Genomic DNA, 22,317 nt, shown 5'->3' with positions numbered 1-22,317 from the left:
TCAACGAAAGTATTTAATTTGATAAGATATTTACCAAAATAAATATCAATTATTCGAAATGAAAGGTTGAAGCAATGGTGCAAAAAAATAAAATTTGGGCAAGCTCAATATTGGCAGTTTCTGTTGCATTCACGGCGTGTCAGCCACAACAAGCTGAACCTGAAAAAAAGCCGGATCAAGCCAAAACTGAACAGCCAGATTTGAGTGCAAAACTGATTGGTGATGCGGAAAAATTACAACTGAATTTACCTGAATGTGATGGCGGGGTCTGTCCTGAAATTTCAGTTGAACGCTTAAACAGTAATCAAGCCTTTATTGATGAATTTATTGATGCGGAAATTCTAAAACAGTTAGGCGAAATTTTATCTGTTTCGCCTTTAGAAGATAAGACGCTGAGCACTGATGCTCCCGCTGCAAGTGAAGTTCCTGCAGCGTCTGAAGCAAAATCTGCTTTGGCAAATGTTGAAACGCCCAAATTAAAATTGGAAAAAGCCACGCAGCCTTATATGCAAGCGTTCTTAAAGTTAGATAAAGAATTGAAATCTTTAAGTGCCAATCAGCAAATCAGTTTGATGATTAAACCTAAAATATTAAATGCTGAAAAACCCTTGGCAACAGTGGTTTTAAATACCAGTTCATATTTAGGTGGAGCGCATGGTTCTTCTGCACAGCAATATTACAACTTTGATTTAAGCACTCAAAAATTGGTGCAGCTCAACGACATATTATTGCCAAATCAACGTGCTGAGCTTGAAAAGCGGGGCTATGAAGTCTTTAAAACTTGGGTGAAAGATGCCAAGTTGGCGGACAATGTTCAAGAATATGAACAGATTTGGAAATTTAAACTGTCTGATAATTTTTATCTGAGTCAGCAAGGTCTAATTTTGCAATATGCCGAATATGAAATTGGGCCATATGTGGCGGGTTTACCACGTTTGACCATTCCGTATGATCAATTGCAAAGTATCTTGAAAAAGCAATATCTACCAGTAGTTGAAGCTGCTGAAGCCTCAGCCGTAAAAGCAAATTAATTAGTTCAATGACTTACTCACTGTTTGATACGCATACGCATTTTGATGTTCCTGATTTTGACGCTGATCGGGAACAGTTGGCGCATGCTGCCAAACAGGTGGGTGTCGATGCTTTGGTATTAATTGGTTTTGTGCAGTCACGTTTTCACGATTTGCTGCAAACCCAAGAGTTTTTAGCTCGTTTATCCAATGCTCCCAAAAGCTATTTAGCCCCCGGCTTACATCCGTTTTATATTGAGCAACATCGTACAGAACATTTGTTCGATGTGGAACAGCTGCTAAAGCAGCATGATTGTGTCGCTATCGGTGAAATAGGTTTAGATACCTTTTTGAAACAGCATAAACAGCCCGAACTTTTTCAAAAGCAGCAGCAGTATTTTTCCGCACAACTTGAATTAGCACAGCAGTTTGATAAACCCATTTTGCTGCATATTCGCAAATCCCATGCGGAGGTGCTTTCGATGTTGAAAAAGCATCAATTTAAGCTCGGTGGTATCGCACATGCATTTAGTGGTGGTGTTGAAGAAGCGAAGGCATTTACCAAGCTAGGTTTTAAAATTGGTGTAACGGGGCAAATCACCAATCCGAATGCAAAAAAATTACATCAAGTGGTTCAGACTTTAGGGGCGGCACATTTGGTCTTAGAAACCGACTGTCCCGATATGACCCCCTTATGTTGTCAGCATTCGACGGAAGGGCGTACTCGTAATACGCCGGTCAATTTGCCCTATGTCTTGCTGGGGCTAGCTCAGAGCTTAAACCGTACTGAATCTGAGATTGCACAGATCTTATGGAGTAATTCATTACAAGCATTGCATCTGGACGCTTAAGGGCCAATTAATATTGACGCTGCTTGATTGAATCTAGTTTCATTCGCATCGTGCATGCAATGATGGTTTTCTAAAAAAAGGCGCATTATGCAATTTCTAAAATGCTTTAGACTTGGCATTATGCTGTTAAATTATTTTGAGTGAGTTTCACATGGCACAAGGACTATTGGCTGGCAAACGCTTTTTAATCGCGGGTATTGCAAGTAAGTTATCAATCGCATTTGGTATTGCGCAAGCTTTACATCGCGAAGGTGCAGAACTGGCTTTTACTTATCCAAACGAAAAATTAAAAAAACGTGTAGATGATTTTGCTGAACAATTTGGTTCAACTTTAGTTTTCCCATGTGATGTAGCAGTGGACGCTGAAATTGATACCGCTTTTGCTGAACTTGCTAAACATTGGGATGGTCTAGATGGTGTTGTGCATTCAATTGGTTTTGCACCGGCACATACTTTAGATGGCGATTTCACTGATATTACCGACCGTGAAGGTTTTAAAATTGCTCACGACATCAGCGCATATAGCTTTATTGCGATGGCTCGTGCGGCAAAACCTTTATTGGCTGCACGTCAAGGTTGCTTATTGACGCTGACTTACCAAGGTTCTGAACGCGTAATGCCAAACTATAACGTTATGGGTATGGCAAAAGCGTCACTAGAAGCAGGCGTACGTTATTTGGCTACAAGTCTTGGTGCTGAAGGTATTCGTGTAAATGCAATTTCAGCAGGTCCGATTCGTACCTTAGCGGCTTCAGGGATTAAATCTTTCCGTAAAATGTTAGATCTAAATGAAAAAGTTGCACCGCTTAAACGCAATGTCACCATTGAAGATGTCGGTAATGCAGCATTGTTCCTTTGCTCACCTTGGGCAAATGGTATTACAGGTGAAATTCTGTATGTTGATGCAGGCTTTAATACTGTAGGTATGAGCGCTGATCTAATGGCAGATGCTGAGTAATTCTCTTTAAGTTCCCTCTCCCTTTGGGAGAGGGCGAGGGTGAGGGAATAAAAACCTCTCCCCTTGGAAACAGTGTTTCTCATCTCCTGGAAGGAGAGGGAATAAATAAAGCATAAAAAAGACCGCAAAAGCGGTCTTTTTTAGATTTGAAGATAAGCGATTAAGCTTGGCCTTCAGCAGCAGTTTGCGCACGTTGCAAATTCGCTTCGAATTCAGCATCGAAGTTAATTGGTGTAAGCAATAATTGTGGGAAGCTGCCTTTAGTAACCATATCGTTCACAGCTTCACGTAGGAATGGGAACAAGATATTTGGGCAGTAAGCACCAAGAATGTAAGGAAGACGTTCTTCTTCAACGCTATCGATCAGGAAGATACCTGCTTGAGTAACGTCAACGATAAATGCAGTGTCACCCGCATTGTTCGCTTGAACGACAACTTTGAGTGAAACTTCGAAGTGTGTTGGATCAACTTTTTCTGCAGAAGAAGAAAGGTTGATATTTAGTTCAGGCTGCCATTCTTTAGTAAATACTTGAGCCCCAGGTACTTCGAAAGAAATATCTTTAGTATAAATACGCTCTAATGCCAATTGTGGTTGAGCTTGTTGTTCTTCACTCATTGTTTATTCCTTAATATGAGGTGACATTTATGTTTAAAATTAAGATAGCATGCCGTCGAGTTTGCCTTCACGCTCTAAAGCATAAAGTTGGTCAAAACCGCCAATAAACTGATCATTAATAAAAATTTGAGGAACGGTACGGTGGTTGGTGCGTTGCATCAATTCAACACGTACTTCAGGCGCTTCATTGGATAAATTAATTTCTTTATAAGCCACGCCTTTACGCTCTAGGAGCTGTTTTGCACGAATGCAGTAAGGACATATAGTTGTTGAATAAATCGTAACTTCAGCCATGTTAATCTCCTAAGAAGCGCTTATTTGCTTTTAACTAGAGGTAAGCCTTGAGCTTTCCAGTTGCTAATGCCGCCGTCTAAACGGTATGCATCTGCATGACCGACTTGTTGCAATGCAGAACCTGCCACTTGACCAAGGTTACATACAAAAACCAACGGACGATCAGAAGTTTTTAACTCTTCAATGTGTTTTGTAATTTGGCTATAGGGAATATTACGGCTACCGCTAATATGACCTTCGCGGAAGTCTTTCGCATCACGTAAGTCAATCAATTGAGCATTTTTAGCTTTAACTAAAATCCCTAAAGATTGAGGTGAAATTTTGCGACCATTACGCTGGCCTTCAAGAATAAAGAACAGCACGACCAATACAGCCAGCGTTCCAAATAAGAAGGGGTGATTCCCCATAAATTCGAACCAACGTTCCACAATTCACCTAACTACAATTTTAAATTGCCAAGAGTATAGCCCATAAATATGGTGATCAAAATCACCCCTTCAAGGGCATGAACAGAATAAAAATTAATTTTTTTGCTGCGCTTCCGTGATTTCGTCTATCAGACGTAAATAACTGTCTAATCGGCGCGGCAAAATTTCGCCATTTTGAGCCGCCATTCTAAGCGCACATTGCTTTTCATGTTTATGCGTACAGTTACGGAACTGACAATAACCCAAATGTGACTCGATCTCAGGGAAACCTTGCTGAACTTTCTCCAGTTCTAAGTGCCATAAACCAAATTCACGAATTCCCGGGGAATCAATCAATGCAGAACCTTCACCAAACGCAATTAAGCGCGTAGACGTGGTAGTGTGCTGACCAAGTGCGGAGTTTTCCGAAATAATATTGGTTTTTTGCGCGGCATCCGGAACAATGGCATTAATTAAAGTACTTTTACCAACCCCAGACTGACCTACAAATGCGACAGTTTCACCTGAAAGTCGAGCAGAAAGTGCGCTTAAGTCACCATCAGATTGGGTTTGCATGACCTCATAGCCCAAGTCACGATATTCTTGTAATAGCGTTAAGATCGGGTCATTGTCTTTAAGCAAATCGGATTTATTTAAGACCAATAATGCTGGAATATCGGCATCTGCACAGGCCACCAAATAGCGATCTATCAGGCCTGGTGCTGGCTCAGGAAGCGGTGCAAATACAATCACAATCAGGCTGACATTGGCTGCGACAGGTTTCACTTTGTGATAACGGTCAGGGCGTGTCAGTAAAGATTGGCGTGGATGAATCGCGGTAATAATCCCTAAACCTGTGATCGGGTCAGCTTGCCATTTGACACGGTCACCCGTCACCAATAATTCGAGATTGGTACGGGTATGGCAGCGCCAAACACTGCCTAATTCGATGGGTTTCCAATGTGGTTCAGGTTCACCTGCTTGCACAATGGGTTTTTCAGGATGCTGGTCGGGTGTAGACAGCGCTTGAACTTCAAGTTGACGACCATAATGTTGGACGACCAAGCCTTCCAAATCTGCAGAAGTATCGATTTCTTCCTGACGAGATTTATGTTGCTTCTGAATGCGACGTTGCTGCTGTTCAGTCAGTCGGCGCTTACGAATTAAAGCCATTCATATCCTAAAAAACCATGAAAACTAGATGGCAAAAATAGCATGAAAGCAGGGTCTATTTACAGCGCAAGCCCAATAAATTTGCTACTATGTTCATTTTTACAGCCTAATAAGATTGCACATTTATGAGCAGCACACCTGATACACGCCTGATTTGGATTGACCTTGAAATGACAGGTCTAGATACAGATAACGACCAGATTATTGAAGTTGCAACAATTGTGACGGATGATAATTTAAATATTCTGGCGGAAGGGCCTGTGCTTGCGGTACATCAGTCTGACCGTGTGCTCAATGCGATGGATGAATGGAACACTCGCCAACATGGTCAATCAGGTCTGATCGAACGTGTACGTCGTAGTAAATTGACAGCACAAGATGCTGAACAGCAAACTTTAGAATTTTTGAAAAAATGGGTGAATCCAAAATCATCACCGATGTGTGGTAACTCAATTTGCCAAGATCGTCGTTTCTTGCATCGTTTAATGCCTGAAATGGAACAATACTTCCACTACCGTAATCTCGATGTATCATCAGTGAAAGAATTGGCGAAACGCTGGCGCCCAGAGATCATGGGGGGCTTGAAGAAAAATGCCTCGCATTTAGCAATGGATGATATCCGTGACTCGATTGCAGAGCTTAAATACTACCGTGAATATTTCTTTATTATGAATAAAGACTAAGGTTGTAAGATCGAAAAAGAGGCGAAAGCCTCTTTTTTTTTATCCGAGATATTTTCTCTATCTTTGATAGATGTTGGCTTGATGAATCTCGAGAAAATTTGCAGGCTGAGCCAAATCTGTAAAGCCAAATTGACGATATAAACCATGTGCATCCGCCGTCGCAAGCAACATGCGTCTTAGATCTGAGGAGCCACATTTTTCAAATAAAGTACTCACAATTAATTTTGAATAGCCTTTGCCTCGATGCTCATCGGCGACATAAATATCGGCTAAATAAGCAAAAGTTGCATAATCCGTAATAGCACGACCAAAACCGATGAGTTCATCATCGAGAAGTAAGGCCACGGCCAAAGAGTTTTCAATCGCTTTTTTCACCACATGTTTTGGAATATCTTTTGACCAATAGGTATGGCTTAAAAAACGATGCACGGTGTCTAAATCCATTTCATTTTTGTCATCGGTAATTTTTAAATTATTTGGCAGAGGATGGATGTCCATGGCAATACACACTTGATTTTTTGATCTATGGTTATATTTTTAAAGCAGATCTCCGTTCGCTGTAAATGTTTATTTTGATGGATTTAGACCTGATGCGAATGCCGCTCTATTGCGATGTATGCTGAATTGCGTTTTATCAAAGAAAAAAAGCAGTGAATTTGCTAAAATGGCGGCTGATTTAACACTGCCTCCAGACCTATGACTGAACTGCTCCAAGATGATGAATATGACCGCCGTTTTGCTGGCGTAGCCAAAATTTATAGTGATGAAAGTTTTCATCATTATGAAAAAAGTCATGTCATGGTGATTGGGATTGGTGGTGTAGGCTCATGGGCGGTCGAAGCTTTAGCGCGTACAGGTATTGGTGAGCTGACCTTGGTCGATATGGATGTGGTTGCTGCATCGAATATTAATCGACAATTGCCTGCCATGAGCACGACATTGGGACATGAAAAAATTGAAGTGATGGCAGAGCGCTGCCGTGCGATTAATCCCCGAATCAAAATAAATTTGATTGATGATTATCTTACACCTGAAAATGTCAAAGAAATTTTGGCAGGTGATCCTGACTTGATTTTAGATTGCATAGATGATGTGAAGGCGAAATTCGCCCTCATGTTACATTGTCGTTTTAATAAAATTCCGTTGATCGTTTCCGGTGGAGCTGGGGGCAAACTTGATCCGCTGAAAATCCGAGTCGCAGATTTATCAAGAACAGAGCAAGACCCGATGTTAGCTAAATTGCGGACACAATTACGTGGCAAAGGCATTTGTAAAAAGCCGAAAGAAAAGTTTGGGATTACCTGTGTTTATTCGATTGATAATCCATTTTCCAGTGCTGATGTTTGTCCAAGTGCGGGCTTACGTTGTGGTGGATATGGTTCAGCAGTAGTGGTGACGTCCAGCTTTGCGATGGTGGCTGTGTCAGAGGTGCTCAAAAAACTTGATGCAAAACGAGCAAAAGCATGACAGCTATCTCATTTTGAAAAAAATAAAGCACCGAAAGCGGTGCTTTTTTTGTATATAGAATTAAAATCAGACACAATGTTGGAATAATTAAAATATTGATTTTTTTGGGGCGAGTATGTGGTTTTTACTGATACTAATTTTGGGGATGGGAGCACTTGCGTTTTGGATGTGGAAAAGACCCGATCCAGTGAAACGCGATCAGGCTAAAGCGGTTGGGCATGACTTGTGGATAGACCAATTAGATGCGCAGCTGAAATTCGCAGAACGTTTAATGCTTGATGCACCAACCGACTATGCGCGTGCCTATGAGTTGTATCAAAATTTGGCCAAACAGCATGAAATTCCACAGGCCTATGTCGCTATGGGACAGATGCATTTACAAGGCTTAGGCAGAGAAGTCAGTGTGGAAAATGCGCTGGCTCTATTGGAAAAAGCCAATAGTTTAGGCAGCGATGATGCTGCATATGTGTTGGGACAAGTTGAAGAAGGTATCTATGGCGGTGTACCCAATCTTGAAAAAGCGCAGTATTGGTATCGACATGCGATTTCACGCGGTCATTTGGATGCGCAATATCGACTCGCCGAACTAAACCCAGAAGATCAAACACATGCCGAGCAGCAACATTTAGATTTGTTGCAAAAAAATGCGGGCAATGGACATGCCAATTCACAGTATCAATTGGCACAGTTCTATTTAAACCAAGCCACGCCAAATATTGCTCTAGGATTGGAATATTTACTGAAAGCTGCTCAACAAGACCATATGGCGGCTATTCAGCAATTGCAGCAATTCTATGCACAAGGAAAGTATCTTGCGCAAAATGATGAAAAGTCATTGCAATATTTAAAGCGAGGATTGCTACTCGGGCACCAGCAGCAGTTGTATGAATATTATCAAGCAGTATTGATGGGTAAAATCGACGTCGATCAGCGTCAGCGGGTTTATCATGATCTTTTGCAGCAGGCCAAAGAGCACAAAGTTGCGGCAGCCAGCCGATTATTAGGCATTGCACATTTTCATGGTTGGTACTTGGAGAAGCAGGAAACTTTAGGTTTTCGCTTTCTGACCGAAGCTGCTCAACTTAAAGATGCTGATGCAATTAGTCTTATTGCAGCACTGTATTTTGAAAAGTATTTGGTTAGTGATGATCCGCAAAAAGCATTTGAGTTATATCAAACAGCGTATCAATTCAAACCATTATTCATTAACCAAGTCGGTTTGGCCCTATGCTATCTACACGGCGTCGGTGTTGAGCGAAATATCAAGCAAGCACAGCAACTTTTAGTTGAAGCGGCAAGACACTTAAATGATATGTCCATTACTTGTGTCGCGGATCAAAACTATGTGATTGGACGGTTTTATGCATTGCCAGAATATCCTTTACCACATCGTGATCAGTGTTTGAGTTATCTGGAAAAAGCCGCAGAACAAGGTTCGCAGGATGCTGCTTGGCATCTCTACCGTTTAGCCATGGACAATATCTTGCCTGATGTACAGTTTGATGAAGCTCAAACCCAGCGAGCATTGTTGAAGGCGGCGAAATTAGGCCATCCTGATGCACTTACGCAACTAGGTCTAGTTAATTTAAAAGGACAATGGGGAACACAAGATTTCCAACAAGCGTTGCAGTATTTCTCGCAAGCGGCGGGATTAGGAAATGTGACTGCCTTGTACCAGCTTGGTGAAATGTCAGAACATGGTTTAGGTGTACAGCAAGATTTAACTCAGGCACATAGCTATTATGCACAAGCGGCTCAGGGGATGAATGCTGAGGCGTTAACGCGATTGGGCTATTTATATATTCATGGCATGGGCGTAGAGCGTGATCTTAAAATTGCACAGCAATATTTGGAAAAAGCGGCCTTGCAAGGCTATGTCGAAGCACAAGAGCAATTGGAGAATATTCACGCATTTTTAAATACCAATTAATCGTGATGCAAAGCAGTAAGGTGGTATGAAGAGACCTGAAGTTTAGTTTGATGGTCTCTATATTTTTTTAATGCAGAAATAAATAGAGTAAAAATAACATAAAGAATTGATGTGGAAATTTGAATTTTTACTTACATAAAACCCAACAAAGCAGGCAGATTATGCCTAGAAAAATATGAGTTTTTTTGATTAAATACCCCGCATATTTTATAAAAATCTGATTTTAGATAATAACGATGCTGAACAATATATATTCTGCACTTGAAAAATTGGGCATTAGTCCACAAAAACGTGCCTTGCATATTCAATTTTCCAATACCACGCTGAATGAACAAGTATTCTTGCAACGTATTGATGGGGAACATGCCTTAAGTGAAGGTTTGAATGTTCAGCTCATCTGTCTCTCAACTTCTGCCACGCTCGAACTGAAACAATTTATTGGTACGCAAGTCGCAATCGATCAGGTGACCGATGCGGGGCAACTTTTTCGTATTACCGGGATCATTACAGAAGCATTTCAAGGCCAAAGTGATGGTGCATTAACGCTATATAAGTTGACCTTAGAAGATGCAACGGCATTGTGGCATAAGCGTCGTAATAGCCGCGTGTTTATGAATAAATCGGTCAAAGATGTGGTCGAGATTATTTTTAAGGAATGGCAAAAAAAGAGCCCACTTTTTGCAGCGAGCTTAAGTTTGGACTTAAGTGGCTTAAAAAAAGAGTATGACGTTCGACCATTCATGATGCAAAGTAATGAAACCGACTATGATTTTATTACCCGCTTATTACGCAGTGAAGGCATTCATTGGTTGGTTGATGAAGCTCAATCTTTTGTAACATCGTCTGCGGCACCCATCGCAGCCCAAAAGCTACGTTTGATTGATGATAATAGTCAATATCAAGCTTTGGAGCGACGTAATATCCGTTTTCATCGCAGTAGTGCGACTGAAAAAAATGACAGTATGACCAGTTTTATCGGTCAGCGCAGTCTGCAGCCGACGTCGGTACATGTGCAGCGGTGGCAGGCGGATGTGCTTGAACAGGACGAGGGGGGTGGTGCAGTACAAAGCAAGCACCTACATAGTCAAAATCAAGATAATGCGAGCTTAAGCTTAGAGCAGGCATGGCATGTGAGCCCTGCATGGATACAAGATCTGAATGGTGAAGATGCTGCAACAGCTTCTAATAGTGCTCAAGTAGAACGTCTCAATCAAAATTTTAGTGATTATTATGCAGCTCAAGCCAAACAATTTATTGCTAAAAGTACCGTGCGTGATACACAAGTTGGTTATTGGTTCAAATTGGATGAGCATCCAGAGATTGACCAGCATCGTGGTGCCGATCAAGAATTTTTGATTTTATCTAAGTCTTTTTATAACCAAAATAATTTACCCAAAGACTTAACCGATCAAGTTACACAACTGATCCATCAAAGTCAGTGGCAAGTCAAACAAAGCGATGCGGATGAACGCCAAGCCAATACCTTGACTTTGCAACGTCGAAATATTACGACCGTCCCTGAATTTAATCCACTTACACATCGACCAGTAACACATCCGCAGCGTGCTAAAGTTGTGGGGCCTGCCGGTGAAGAAATTCATGTTGATGAATGGGGGCGGATAAAAGTCCGTTTTCTGTTTACCCGTTCTGATGATCATGGCCATGATGGTGGTGCAGGTGCGAACAATAATGACACAGACTCGGCTTGGGTTGATGTACTGACGCCTTGGGCCGGCGAAGGTTATGGCGCACGCTTCTTACCTCGAATTGGTGAAATAGTCGTCGTTGATTTCTTTGATGGCAACATTGACCGACCTTTTGTCGTGGGTCGTATTCATGAAGCGCAGCGTAGTCCCACTAAATTTGACAATAAAGGACAATTACCCGATACCAAAAAACTTGCGGGAATTCGTTCCAAAGAAGTGGCGGGAGAGGGTTTTGGTCAATTACGCTTTGATGACACCACAGGACAAATTAGTACGCAGTTGCAAAGTAGCCATGGTGCGAGCCAACTGAACCTCGGTAAGCTCAGTCACCCAAAAGATAAAGCAGAAAGTGAAGATCGGGGTGAAGGTTTTGAGCTGCGGACCGATCAATGGGGAGCGGTTCGGGCTGGACAAGGTTTATTGGTGTCGACTTATAAACAGGAAAAGGCCAGTGGCGAACATTTAGATGCAGAGATTGCAAGAACACAGCTGGAGACGAGTCATAGTAATAGTAAGTCTTTAAGTGATATTGCAAAGCAACAAAAAACAGATGAAATTGAATCTGTTGAACAGCTAAAAGCTTTTGCCAGTGAAATAGAAAAAGATATCGCTAAATTTAAAAAAGCCATTCTTTTACTTAACTCAGTGGATGGTATTGCACTTAGTACACCAGAGGATATTCATTTATCTGCAACAGGCATGATCAACCAAATTGCCGGTGATAGCATTAACCTGAGTACGCAAAAAAATATTGTGGGCCAAGCACTGGGCAAAGTCAGTTTATTTGCAGCACAAGGTGGCATTAAAGCCGTAGCTGCACAAAGTAAAGTCGAAATTCAGGCACAGTCTGATGCTTTGGATATTTTGGCAAAAAAAGGAATTACGATTTCTTCTACTGAGGACAAAATAGAGATTAGCAGTCCGAAAGAGATTGTGATCACAGGAGCTACTTCCCAAATTACTTTAAATGGCTCGGGAATTTTTGCTAAGACCGGCGGTAAATTTGAAGTAAATGCAGGGCAGCATCTATTTAAACCAGCATTGAGTGCTAGCAAGTCTGCACAACTTCCTGCTTCTAATCCGATGAAAGGGGCCTTAGAACTGCTTAAGAGCTATGGTGGTCAAGATTTCTTTAGCGGAACTGGATTTAAAGTGATTGATGCTTTGGGCAAGCAAGTTACAGGAAAATTAGACGGCAATGGCTTTGCTCAAGTAACGGGTATTGCATCAGGACCGGCTAAAGTTGAGTTTGATAAAGATCCACGCAGTGCGTGGGATCAGTCTAGTCACTTTAATCGCAACTATGATTGGGCGGAAAAAGTGGTACCAGGCGCTTCGGACTTTTTACAAAATACATTGGGTTCGTTGGGGCAAAATTTAACATCACAGTTAAAAGATAATCTCTTTAATTTAAATGCAGATTCTTTAAAAAATATCGGAAAAAATGCATTAAAAGATGTTGGTGGACAAGCGTTAAATCAATTTAAAGACCAAGTCACCAACTCTGCACTATCTGCAATTTCATCGAAACTCAACTTGGGGCTTTCTGCTTCACAAATGGCAAGTTTGGGTCAGGGGGCACAAGGCTTATCCAGTGTATTAGGTGGAAGTGGAATGAGTAACGGCATCGTTTCTGGGTCAACTGCTGCCGCAGTTCAGAACTCACAAGCAACCATTGATAAGGATATAGTGGGCCGTAAAATTTCTTATTCCACACGCGCATTGACTTATACGGAAACCATTCGAGAAGGTGCGGTAACACCCATGAATGTGACAGCTGCACCAGTCGCAGTGCCTAAAGTTACTGAAATAAAAGTAGCGGAAGCTGCACCAGAAAAAGCGATACCTGTCCTTGCTAGTGATGATGATTGGGTGGACCGGAAACAATATTCAAGTCCTTACCTCACTTACAGTGAAACCACACGACCGAAAAAGAACAATGGTTAGTACTTCATAAGAGCGACAGCAAAACACAATTTTAAATATTTAGAATTTGAGTAATAGGTTTTTACATGACAACTGAGCAAAATGTTCAACAAGAACAACAGACAACAACTAAGCCAGCAGTTGAACTGGCGATTTTTAACTTAGAGAGTGTGACGCATACAGAAGATCATAAGTTTATTGCACATCAAATTGAAAACTATTTAAAGCAATGTGGTAATACCAACTTAGGGCAGTTGAAAAGTCTTGCTAATGTACCAACGGTTGCCAATATTTTTGCACTTTCAGGTTCAGTCTTAGATTTACTATTGTTTTGTACTGAGCAAAAACAAGGTGAGTCAGGAGTACAGCAAGGCGCTTTACTTTGTATGAACTTGATTGGTTTATACTTAGAACCCAAAGCCGAAGCTCATGTACGAATGGCTTTACGTCCTTTATTGGGACTCATGGCTGAATGTTTATATCCGCAAAATGGTAAAGTCAAAGAAGCCGATATCCGTCGCATGTCTTTGCATTTAAATGCGCAAATGGCAGGGGATTTAGAAAAGTTTCTGACTGAAACACAGGCCAAACTTCCCGCATTATTAAGTGGCGCAACAACTTTAGGCACGTCTATTCTAAATACTTTTGCAGCGCCGATTCAGTCAGGACTGGTTTCACCCACTATTAGTTTTGGTGCAACTGCGGAAAAGCGTGATCCGACAGAACAATTTAGCAATTGGGCAAAACCGCTGATTGATTTAAGTAAAACTAGCGCACTTGCCAATATGCTGCCTAAAATAAGGAAAGAACAAACAGGCACGCTGCTACAAACTCAAGCAACTCAGGCATTGAGTTCATTTCCAAATGAAATTCAACGTCAAGCTAACGCAGGTCTAAAATACAGTTTGGCATGGCTAATTCAAGAAACCTTAAAAGCCATTAAAACGCAAGGTAACAAAGCCAATGCCAGTGTGCCGATTAATCAAACTGGGGAACATGAGCAGCACACCACAGGGGATACTTTAGAGTTTGTGACGCTGCAGGCCGATGCACTGAATAATCCGCCTTGCCAAGGGGCTGACTCGCAGTCTAAGCACAGTATCAGCTATTCTATCGGTGCTGAACGGGTCAATCATACCGATTTTTATTTACCTAAAGTGGGTTTCAGCTTTAGCCGTCAATATAACTCGCAAATGCATGAGTTTGACCAAAGCCTCATGGGTGCGCGTTGGATGATGCCTTTTTCGAATGTCATTTGCCAAAATAAAAACGGCTATTTGTTTATAGACAGCAATGGCCGCAAGCATCAGCTGCCTGCATCAATTGTGTATGAGGCTTATACGGTGCCTTATGAAGGCTTTAGTATAGAACCATTAGAAAATGAAGACTTGCTGCTGAATTTTGGTTCAGCGTGGAGTTTTCATTTCCATAGCTTTAATGGCGGAAAACACTATCAGTTGATTCAGCAATTTAATGAAGAAACAGATGAAAAAGTTGCTTTAAGTTATATTTTGTTTGAGCAGCAGGCTTATCTACAAGGCATTGATTTTCAATTGAAACGAGGCAAGCATCAGCTCAAGTTTGCCTTTAATGATCAAGTAAAAGTTATCGCTGCTTTTGTGGATGAACAGGCAGAGCCAGTTTCACGCTATGAATATGATACGCAAGGTAATTTAATTCAGGCAGTGGATCAAAATGGCCATGTACGCAGCTATGAATATAATGATGCGCATCAGCTGACCCGTTATACCGACCGTACTGGTCGTGGGCAAAATATCCGTTATGAATCAAAAGAGGCGAATGCCAAAGCCATCGCAGAATGGGCAGATGATGGTAGTTTTAAAACACGTTTGGAGTGGCACCCGAGACTGCGCCAAGTTGCTGTGTACGATGCTTATGATGTGCCAACCTATTACTACTTTGATTTAGATGGTTTTACCTATCGCACACGCTTAGCCGATGGCCGTGAAAAATGGCTATCGCGTGACAGTCAAAAACGTATTACCCGTCAAATTGATTTTGCAGGCCTAGAAACCGAACAAGTTTATAACGAGCAAGATCAGTTGGTTAAAATCGTACAGCCGAATGGAGGCATCATCCGTTTTGCCTATGATGAAGCAGGAAATTTGACGGAAACTAAAGATCCAGAAGGTCATATTTGGAAAAAAGAATACGATGCAGACGGTAATGTAACGAAGGAAATTAATCCTTTAGGTTATAGCACGCAATATAAATACAACAACGATAATCAAGTTGTAGAAATCATTGATGCCAAAGGCGGCTCTAAAAAAATTCAATACAATGATTTGGGGCAAATGACCGCATATAGCGATTGTTCAGGTAAAGAAAGCGCATGGGAATACGATGAAGAAGGCGCACTGACGGCCCAGCAGTCTGCTGCTGCGCAGCAAATCAAATATATCTACAGCTCAGAAGGTAAAGACAAAGGTCAGCTTAGAGCAATTGTCTATCCTGATGGTTTAAAGGAACAATTTGAGCATGATGAAGAAGGGCGCTTGCTGAAGCATACGGATACCAAAGGTTTAAGCACGCAGTACCGTTATAATGCTGCGGGTTTGCTCGAACAGCGTATAGATGCGAACCGTCATCAAATTGGCTACCAATGGGATCAGCTAGGCCGTATTCAAAAGCTGATCAATCAAAACCATGCAGAATATTTATTTGAATATAACCGTTATGGTCAATTGACACGTGAACAGGCCTTCGACGGCGAAGAAAAATATTATAGCTACAATGAAAACGGTCAGCTGTTCCAAATCCGTCAGCCGAATGTGTTTACTCAATTTGCATATTTTGCTGATGGTGCAATCGCTTCAAAAACTTATACCCATGCACAAACTCGTGTAAGTCAAACAGAAGAATTTGAATACAACCTGAATCATCAGTTGAGTAAGGCGACGAATAAAGACAGTCAAATCGATTTTTATCGCAACGCGCTTGGCCAATTGGTCCGTGAGCATCAGCATTATAAAGTGCCGCATTTAACTCCGCTGACGGCTGTGCTGCGTTATGAATATGATGTGCTGGGAAATTTAACTCAAACGATTCGCCCTGATGGACAGGTTCAAAGCAATTTGAGTTATGGTTCAGGGCATATTTATGGCATTGCGTTAAATAAAAAAGACATGGTGGCATTTCAGCGCGATGATTTACACCGTGAAACTGCGCGGATGCTCGCCAATGGATTGGTTCAAACCAAAAATTATAATGATGTGGGTTTACTCAGTTCGCAGCTGATTCAGCCAGAGCAAGAGACTTTAGGGCGAGTACAGCATCAGGCGGAACGGCAGTATCATTATGATCAAAATTATCTACTCACGCAGGTGGACGACAGCCGTTTAGGCAAGCTGAATTATCAATATGATGCGGTTGGCCGTTTGATACAGAGTCAAAGTGTGCATAAAACGGAAAGCTTTACTTTTGACCCTGCGGGGAATTTAATTGACCCGATTGCCACGCAGGCGTCTCAAGTGAAAAGTAATTTGATCGCTCAATATCAGGGTAAAAACTATAAATACGATGCGCAAGGCAATGTGATTGAAAGCAGCCATGCAGGTAAAACATTAAAACTGACGTGGGATAACCTGAACCGTTTGATCCAAAGTGAGCTTAATGGTCAGGCGACTGAATATGGTTATGATGTATTTGGAAGGCGTTTATACAAGAAAAATCAAAATGCGCAAACCCTGACCTTATTCGGCTGGGACGGTGACCTGATGATTTGGGAGTCACAGCAATCTAATGACGTTGAAGAAAACTACACTAAGCATTATGTCTATGAACCGCAGAGTTTTGTACCGCTGCTGCAAACGGGCTATACAGGTTTTATCAAGCTTCTAGAAACCCCAGATTACACTCAATTTCAGCATGAAGATTATTCGGTTTATAAAGATCCGCTATGGAAAACGGAAACACGAAAAAATAAAGCTGAATTGGAACGAGTGCTTTTTTATCACTGTGACCAAGTTGGCACACCACAAACATTAACTAATGAATTAGGTGAGTGTATTTGGGAAATTAAGCAGAATGTATGGGGTGACGCTTTAGAAATAAAGGCTTCTCATAATTTACTTGAGCAAACCAATATTCGTTTCCAAGGGCAATATTACGATAGTGAAACTGGCTTACATTATAACCGTTACCGTTATTATGAGCCGCATAGTGCGAGATATGTAAGTAAAGATCCGATTGGACTAGCTGGCGGACTTAATAATTTAGCTTATGTAAGTGATCCGAATCAGTGGGTAGATGCGTTGGGGTTGGCGAAAGTATTTATTCATCCCGATGGGACATATTCCGATAGGTATGTGCCTGGAAGTAAAGGTTTAAATTCTGAAGCTCAGGAATACATTGCCAAACTTAACCAACGTTCAAGTACACAAGCTACATCTAAAAATAAATCATCATCTTATAAATCATCAGATTATAGTAATAAAGCTAGTCAGGATTATCGTAATGCTATACAACAAAATAAAGCAGCATTTGAAACTTTGGATCGTGGAAGTAAACAACTGGAAAAGATATCAAAGGGTACAAATAAAATTAATAGTAATCAACAACCTGATTTTAAAGGCTATAATTTTCTGGAAAAAACCCAGAAGTGGGTTGGTGAAAAAAGGGATCAAATACAAAAAGGTCATGAAAACTTTGGAAAGTATAGTCCAACTGGTATAGCTAGAGATAGAGAGTTAGATCATATTGATAGAGTTGCAAAATGTATATTAGAAAATAAATGTACCTTAGACTATGCAGTTTGTTCAGGTGGAATGGGGCCATTATCTACAGGAGCTGTAGTTAACTTACATGATGGTAGCGTGTATTTAACAGGAAGCGTTAGTGGAACATCTATTCCAAATGAAGTTACTAAAATGCTAAATACGAAAAACTTGTCGCCATTTCAATTGGCAAAGGGAATTTCTCAAAGTGTGGCAGCTAAAGGTGGGAGCTGTAGTTTTGGCACTATTACTAATAAATCCCAAGCAGATAGAGCGGATATAGCAGAATTTGTTAACAGATGGTTACCTGGTAAGAGTGTTACTACATCTGTTGGATTTTTTGGTGTTGTTGGTGGTGTGACTGTTCCACATACTCAAAAATGGTTTGACCCAAATGCCCAAATTGGAATTGAGGTGGGTGGCGGTAGCCCAAGAATTGATATGTCGGAAGGTGTAACTTCAAGTCAGCGTATTTATCAAATTGAATTTTTAAATAAGGCTAATAGAAAATGATTTTTTCAAAACTAAGTTTATTATTAATGAGTATTTTTATATTAGTATCTTGTACAAATACAAAAGTTACTAAAGAAGGGGAGTACTTTAAAACAATTACTTATAAATTCTTTAAAGATTTTGAACCCAATGAAGAGGTCTTAATAGATAAAATTGATAATAAATATTCAGTGACTCAAATAAATAAGTCTGATCTTTCCTTAAGTGATTTTAAACAGATTGATAATAAATTAAAAAAAGATGGGTGGAGAATAATATCAGCTAAAGATAAATTTTTTGAATATTGTTTTGGTGAGAAAATTTATTTGGGTGCACTATTTCCAGAAAAAGAAAAATATAGAAATTTTGCAGGTAATGAAGTTTTACCATTTAATCAAAAAAAATGGCTAGTCATTATGTCGTATAGTGAAGGAAAAGTAAATTATTGCCGCAATGATGAATTGGAAAATATAGAGTTGGAGGATTTATGATAACTTATTTATAATTTTTTTAATAGGTTTATTTGACTTTATTAATTACATAAAAATTTTAAAGATAGGTTATCCATGACTTAATCTTATTCAAGTATTAACTTGGTTATGAGGTCGGTCTAATTCTGTGTATTTGTTTAACATGGCTATAAGTGTATGGATTTCATTAGGATGACTGAGAAAGAAATTTTTAGCTAATTTGTTGCTTAATATTTTGATATAAATAAAATCTTAATATATTTCTAGAATGGTATGTAAAAAGAAAAAGCCTCTCTAGGCTTTTTTAATATGAATTAAGGTAATTGTGGAAAAAGTACTACACTTAATCCCTGCACCAACGTTACATAATCATTGTATTAGCTTTTTATTTGTTGATTTAAAATTGAAGCATAAAAATCGTGTATTAAGTCTGTAAACCACAGAGTTTCGTACCGTTACTGCAGACAGGTTATACCGGTTTTATCAAGCTTTTAAAAATCCCTTACTATGCTCAATTTCAGCATGAAGAATATCGTTTTATAATGATCCCATATGGAAAAGGGAAACACGAAAAAATAAAGCTGAATTGGAACGGGTGCTTTTTTATCACTGTGACCAAGTTGGTACACCACAAACATTAACTAATGAATTAGGTGAGTGTATTTGGGAAATTAAGCAGAATGTATGGGGTGACGCTTTAGAAATAAAGGCTTCTCATAATTTACTTGAGCAAAGCAATCTTCGCTTCCAAGGGCAATATTATGACGGAGAGACAGGATTACATTATAACCGTTACCGTTATTATGAGCCTAAGAAATTTTAAAGCACTGCTTTAAAATTACGCAAGGCAAGGTATGTGAGTAATGATCCGATTGGGTTGCTAGAAGGCTTACATAATACTAAATATGTAAGTGATCCTAATCAGTGGGTAGATCCGATGGGGTTGATGGGTGGGAAAGATAATGGATTATTTTGGTTAACTGATTCTGCCAGCGAGGAAAGCAACAATCAAATTAAGAATATGGTGCAACAATCTAGAAATAATCCAAATAATAAAACCCAACTAGAATTAATACAAAGTGATGCGGAAAAAGGGAGGGTTTTAAGAGCAAATACGCCTGCTGTAAGTCCTACAGAAAGTCAAAGAAATGATTTTCCTGTAATCAATAATAGTAGAGGTAGCAGTAACGGTGGAGTATTAGCAAAATTACTTCCAAATACTATGTCACCTTTGGCTAAAGATCCGCAACTCGCTCAGGATTTAAAGGCTCAAGGTGCTATGAGAAATAATAACCTAGGAGCTGTAGCCGTAGCGGGTTATGCCCCTTATGCTATTGTAGGTGGAAAAGAGGCAGCACCAGTGGTTTTAAAAGTAGGTCGAGAAGGAATAAAAAGTATACCGAGTTTATCGAAAACGGCTTTACAAAATGCGAAAAATATATCGGCAACGCCAGTGGGACAGGCTGTGGTAAAAACAACTGGTGGTAGTGTACTGGTGGATAGTAGTTTACAAGCAAAAGATATGTATAAATGTAAATGTTTACAATGGGATGGATCTAGATCTTTAGTTGCCGTAGGTACGGGAGCTGCTTTTGGAGCTTGGGGGGGGGCGATGGCACAAACAGCTAAAGTTCCATTTGTTGGTACAACGGGTGTGCCTACAGCCATTGCTGGAAAAAATACTGGTGGATTAGTAATTTGGGCAAATCAATTTGCATTACAACAAACATCATCTAGAGCAATTAATAGTAGCACCTCTGATGATAAGAAGCAGGATAAATAAAATGTTAACAATTCTAGTTGAAGTAATTTTATCATTTTTTATATCCAATTATGAATCTGAAAATTATCCTTATCTAGCAGGTTTCATAAAGGGAATAGTTTTAGGTATATCAGCTTTCCTCTTGGGGATGTTGATTGATGTTATTAATGATAAAATTATGGAAACACATTTGATAATATTATATTTCATTACTTGCATTGGTATAGGAATAATAGGAGGGCTATTTTTTATGTTTTTTACTTGGTTCACTAAAAAATAATACTAATAACATAAACGCTTGGTGTGACGGTTTTAAAAGCATAAAGGAACCGATTAACTGCACAAAAGACATAAATTTGACCTACAGTTACTTTTAAAAGGCTTTGTTGCACAAAGATTTGAAATACAAAGCCCCCCCTAATTGAGCCAAATTTAAGGCGTAACTTGGGTAAGTGGTCGACCTAATTCCGTAAATCTGTTGAGCACTGCTCCACGTGCATGGATCTCATTCATTTGGCTATCAAAACTCCTTGCAAAGAGTTTATCTCCTAATAATTTAATGCAATGCATCTTAGTTTCAACCAAACTTCGCCGATGATAGCCTGACCATTTTTTCCATAGTGTCCGGCCTAAACGTTTAATTGTTCGAAATAATTCATTCCCTCTAGCGAGCTACTCTTTGTATCTTTCCATGGTTTCGCATTTTTTCTAGGTGGAATCACCGCATCCTCTTGCCGATCTGCAATGACCTGACGGCATTGCTTGGTGTCATAAGCTCCATCAGTATAAACAGAGTCAATCCGCTCATCTTGTGGAATCTGATTAAGTAAATCGCCAAGCACCTGTGAATCACTGACATTATTGGTTGTAAGCTGAACTGCTCGTATTTGTAGGGTTTTAGTATCTATACCAATATGAAGTTTACGCCATTGGCGACGATATTCAGGTCCATGTTTCTTGCGCTTCCATTCGCTCTCACCTCGAAACTTCATGCCTGTAGAGTCCATGAGTAAATGCAGCCCATCGCTACTTTTTTGTTAGCTGATTACAATATCAATATGCTTTTGTCTTCTACAAAGCGTGGTGTAATCTGGAGCTATCCAATTTAATCCGCAAATTTTAATCAGACTTTGCATAAAGCCAGTAACCATACGTGAAGACAGACGAAATAAGGATTTAATTATTAAGCAGCATTGGATGGCTGCGTCGGAGTAGGTTTGATTTCGCCCTTGTTTGCCTTTTGATGGCGCATACCATTGCGTAGCAGGATCAAACCAAAGGGCAATATTTCCGCGACTCATGAGTGCTCGGTTATATGCGGGCCAATTGGTTGTGCGGTAGATTTTGTGTGTAGGTTTCTTCATTTGAAAATTATATCGCTGAAAAAGCCTTTACAGATAGGTTTGTTCAACAAAGCCATTGTACTCCCTCAAAATTTTGATCTAGTAAATTTTTTAATATTCTTTTCTGCGATTTTTACTTTTTATTTATGTATATTATTAAAAGTTCCGCAGCTTCGTTAATATATCTCAGTGAAAACTCTGAACAAGTTTTTGATCTGTATGGCTTTAAAAATCCTCAAGAAATATATCTATTTACTGCACGACATGAAGATACATCAGAGAAATTAATTTTAGAGTCTATTTACGATTATCGAAAAGTTATTAAAGATGATCCTTATCCTGAGGATTATTCTGATAAGAAATGAAAAAGTCTATTTTATCTTTAATTGCATATTTTGCCCAAGATAATGATATCCAAAAATGGATTCGTAAATGTTTATTATCAACGGATCAAAGTATAATTAGGTTTGATACTATTCAACAACAAATGTTG

Annotated in this window: 15 protein-coding genes and 2 pseudogenes; 11 read left to right on the top strand and 6 right to left on the bottom strand. The window is 39.9% G+C overall.

Annotation, left to right across the window (positions count from 1 at the left end; all coding sequences use genetic code 11):
• Nucleotides 1-74 precede the first annotated feature (74 nt).
• The 3 genes from FTT76_RS03350 to FTT76_RS03340 all read left to right on the top strand — a co-directional run bounded on the left by FTT76_RS03350 (nt 75) and on the right by FTT76_RS03340 (nt 2,819).
• Nucleotides 75-1,031 (top strand): RsiV family protein, encoded by a 957-nt coding sequence (locus tag FTT76_RS03350; RefSeq protein ID WP_180190040.1) that lies wholly within the window; start codon nt 75-77, stop codon nt 1,029-1,031.
• A gap of 8 nt (nt 1,032-1,039) precedes the next feature.
• On the top strand, nt 1,040-1,861 hold the full coding sequence (locus FTT76_RS03345; protein WP_180190039.1) for a TatD family hydrolase: 822 nt from the start codon (nt 1,040-1,042) through the stop codon (nt 1,859-1,861).
• 151 nt (nt 1,862-2,012) lie between these two features.
• Nucleotides 2,013-2,819, top strand: a complete 807-nt coding sequence (locus FTT76_RS03340) for an enoyl-ACP reductase (protein WP_078189642.1) — start codon at nt 2,013-2,015, stop codon at nt 2,817-2,819.
• A 160-nt stretch (nt 2,820-2,979) separates the two neighbouring features.
• Here the strand turns inward: FTT76_RS03340 and secB are convergent, their stop codons facing one another.
• The 4 genes from secB to rsgA all read right to left on the bottom strand — a co-directional run bounded on the left by secB (nt 2,980) and on the right by rsgA (nt 5,309).
• The gene (gene secB, locus FTT76_RS03335; protein ID WP_078189641.1) at nt 2,980-3,435 is read right to left on the bottom strand and encodes a protein-export chaperone SecB; all 456 of its coding nucleotides are present in this window, start codon (nt 3,433-3,435) and stop codon (nt 2,980-2,982) included.
• 39 nt (nt 3,436-3,474) lie between these two features.
• Complete coding sequence (gene grxC, locus FTT76_RS03330) at nt 3,475-3,729, bottom strand: glutaredoxin 3 (protein WP_180190038.1); 255 nt, start codon at nt 3,727-3,729, stop codon at nt 3,475-3,477.
• 20 nt (nt 3,730-3,749) lie between these two features.
• The gene (locus tag FTT76_RS03325; protein WP_078189639.1) at nt 3,750-4,157 is read right to left on the bottom strand and encodes a rhodanese-like domain-containing protein; all 408 of its coding nucleotides are present in this window, start codon (nt 4,155-4,157) and stop codon (nt 3,750-3,752) included.
• A gap of 93 nt (nt 4,158-4,250) precedes the next feature.
• Nucleotides 4,251-5,309, bottom strand: coding sequence for a ribosome small subunit-dependent GTPase A (gene rsgA / locus FTT76_RS03320; RefSeq protein WP_180004539.1), 1,059 nt, complete (start codon nt 5,307-5,309; stop codon nt 4,251-4,253).
• Nucleotides 5,310-5,434: 125 nt separating this feature from the next.
• On the opposite strand from rsgA, the gene orn reads away from it, so the two are divergent.
• Nucleotides 5,435-5,992, top strand: coding sequence for an oligoribonuclease (gene orn / locus FTT76_RS03315; protein WP_067763591.1), 558 nt, complete (start codon nt 5,435-5,437; stop codon nt 5,990-5,992).
• Between the two features lie 57 nt (nt 5,993-6,049).
• On the opposite strand, the gene FTT76_RS03310 is transcribed toward orn, so the two are convergent.
• Nucleotides 6,050-6,490 carry a GNAT family N-acetyltransferase gene (locus FTT76_RS03310; RefSeq protein WP_180077847.1) on the bottom strand — a complete coding sequence of 147 codons (441 nt, stop codon included), beginning with the start codon at nt 6,488-6,490 and terminating at the stop codon, nt 6,050-6,052.
• 198 nt (nt 6,491-6,688) lie between these two features.
• Here FTT76_RS03310 and FTT76_RS03305 point away from each other — a divergent pair, with 198 nt between their 5' ends.
• The 7 genes and pseudogenes from FTT76_RS03305 (at nt 6,689) to FTT76_RS03275 (ending at nt 20,761) form a co-directional block, all read left to right on the top strand.
• Nucleotides 6,689-7,459, top strand: coding sequence for a ThiF family adenylyltransferase (locus FTT76_RS03305; RefSeq protein ID WP_180190037.1), 771 nt, complete (start codon nt 6,689-6,691; stop codon nt 7,457-7,459).
• Between the two features lie 115 nt (nt 7,460-7,574).
• Entirely contained in the window at nt 7,575-9,389 is a 1,815-nt protein-coding gene (locus tag FTT76_RS03300; protein WP_180190036.1) for a tetratricopeptide repeat protein, read from the top strand.
• Between the two features lie 236 nt (nt 9,390-9,625).
• The gene (locus FTT76_RS03295) at nt 9,626-13,042 is read left to right on the top strand and encodes a type VI secretion system Vgr family protein (RefSeq protein ID WP_180190035.1); all 3,417 of its coding nucleotides are present in this window, start codon (nt 9,626-9,628) and stop codon (nt 13,040-13,042) included.
• A 65-nt stretch (nt 13,043-13,107) separates the two neighbouring features.
• Nucleotides 13,108-18,270 (top strand): RHS repeat-associated core domain-containing protein, encoded by a 5,163-nt coding sequence (locus FTT76_RS03290; RefSeq protein WP_180190034.1) that lies wholly within the window; start codon nt 13,108-13,110, stop codon nt 18,268-18,270.
• Complete coding sequence (locus FTT76_RS03285) at nt 18,267-18,740, top strand: hypothetical protein (protein ID WP_180010225.1); 474 nt, start codon at nt 18,267-18,269, stop codon at nt 18,738-18,740. Before FTT76_RS03290 ends, FTT76_RS03285 begins: the two co-directional genes overlap by 4 nt.
• A gap of 407 nt (nt 18,741-19,147) precedes the next feature.
• Nucleotides 19,148-20,502 (top strand): annotated as a pseudogene (locus FTT76_RS17790) (RHS repeat domain-containing protein); the annotation flags it as partial.
• Between the two features lies 1 nt (nt 20,503).
• Complete coding sequence (locus FTT76_RS03275) at nt 20,504-20,761, top strand: hypothetical protein (protein ID WP_078192682.1); 258 nt, start codon at nt 20,504-20,506, stop codon at nt 20,759-20,761.
• 152 nt (nt 20,762-20,913) lie between these two features.
• Here FTT76_RS03275 and FTT76_RS03270 read toward each other — a convergent pair.
• Nucleotides 20,914-21,845: pseudogene (locus FTT76_RS03270) on the bottom strand (IS5 family transposase).
• Nucleotides 21,846-22,317 lie beyond the last annotated feature (472 nt).

This window comes from Acinetobacter sp. YH01009 (assembly GCF_013420765.1).
Classification (GTDB): domain Bacteria; phylum Pseudomonadota; class Gammaproteobacteria; order Pseudomonadales; family Moraxellaceae; genus Acinetobacter; species Acinetobacter amyesii.
This window is presented reverse-complemented; position numbering and strand designations above follow the sequence as displayed.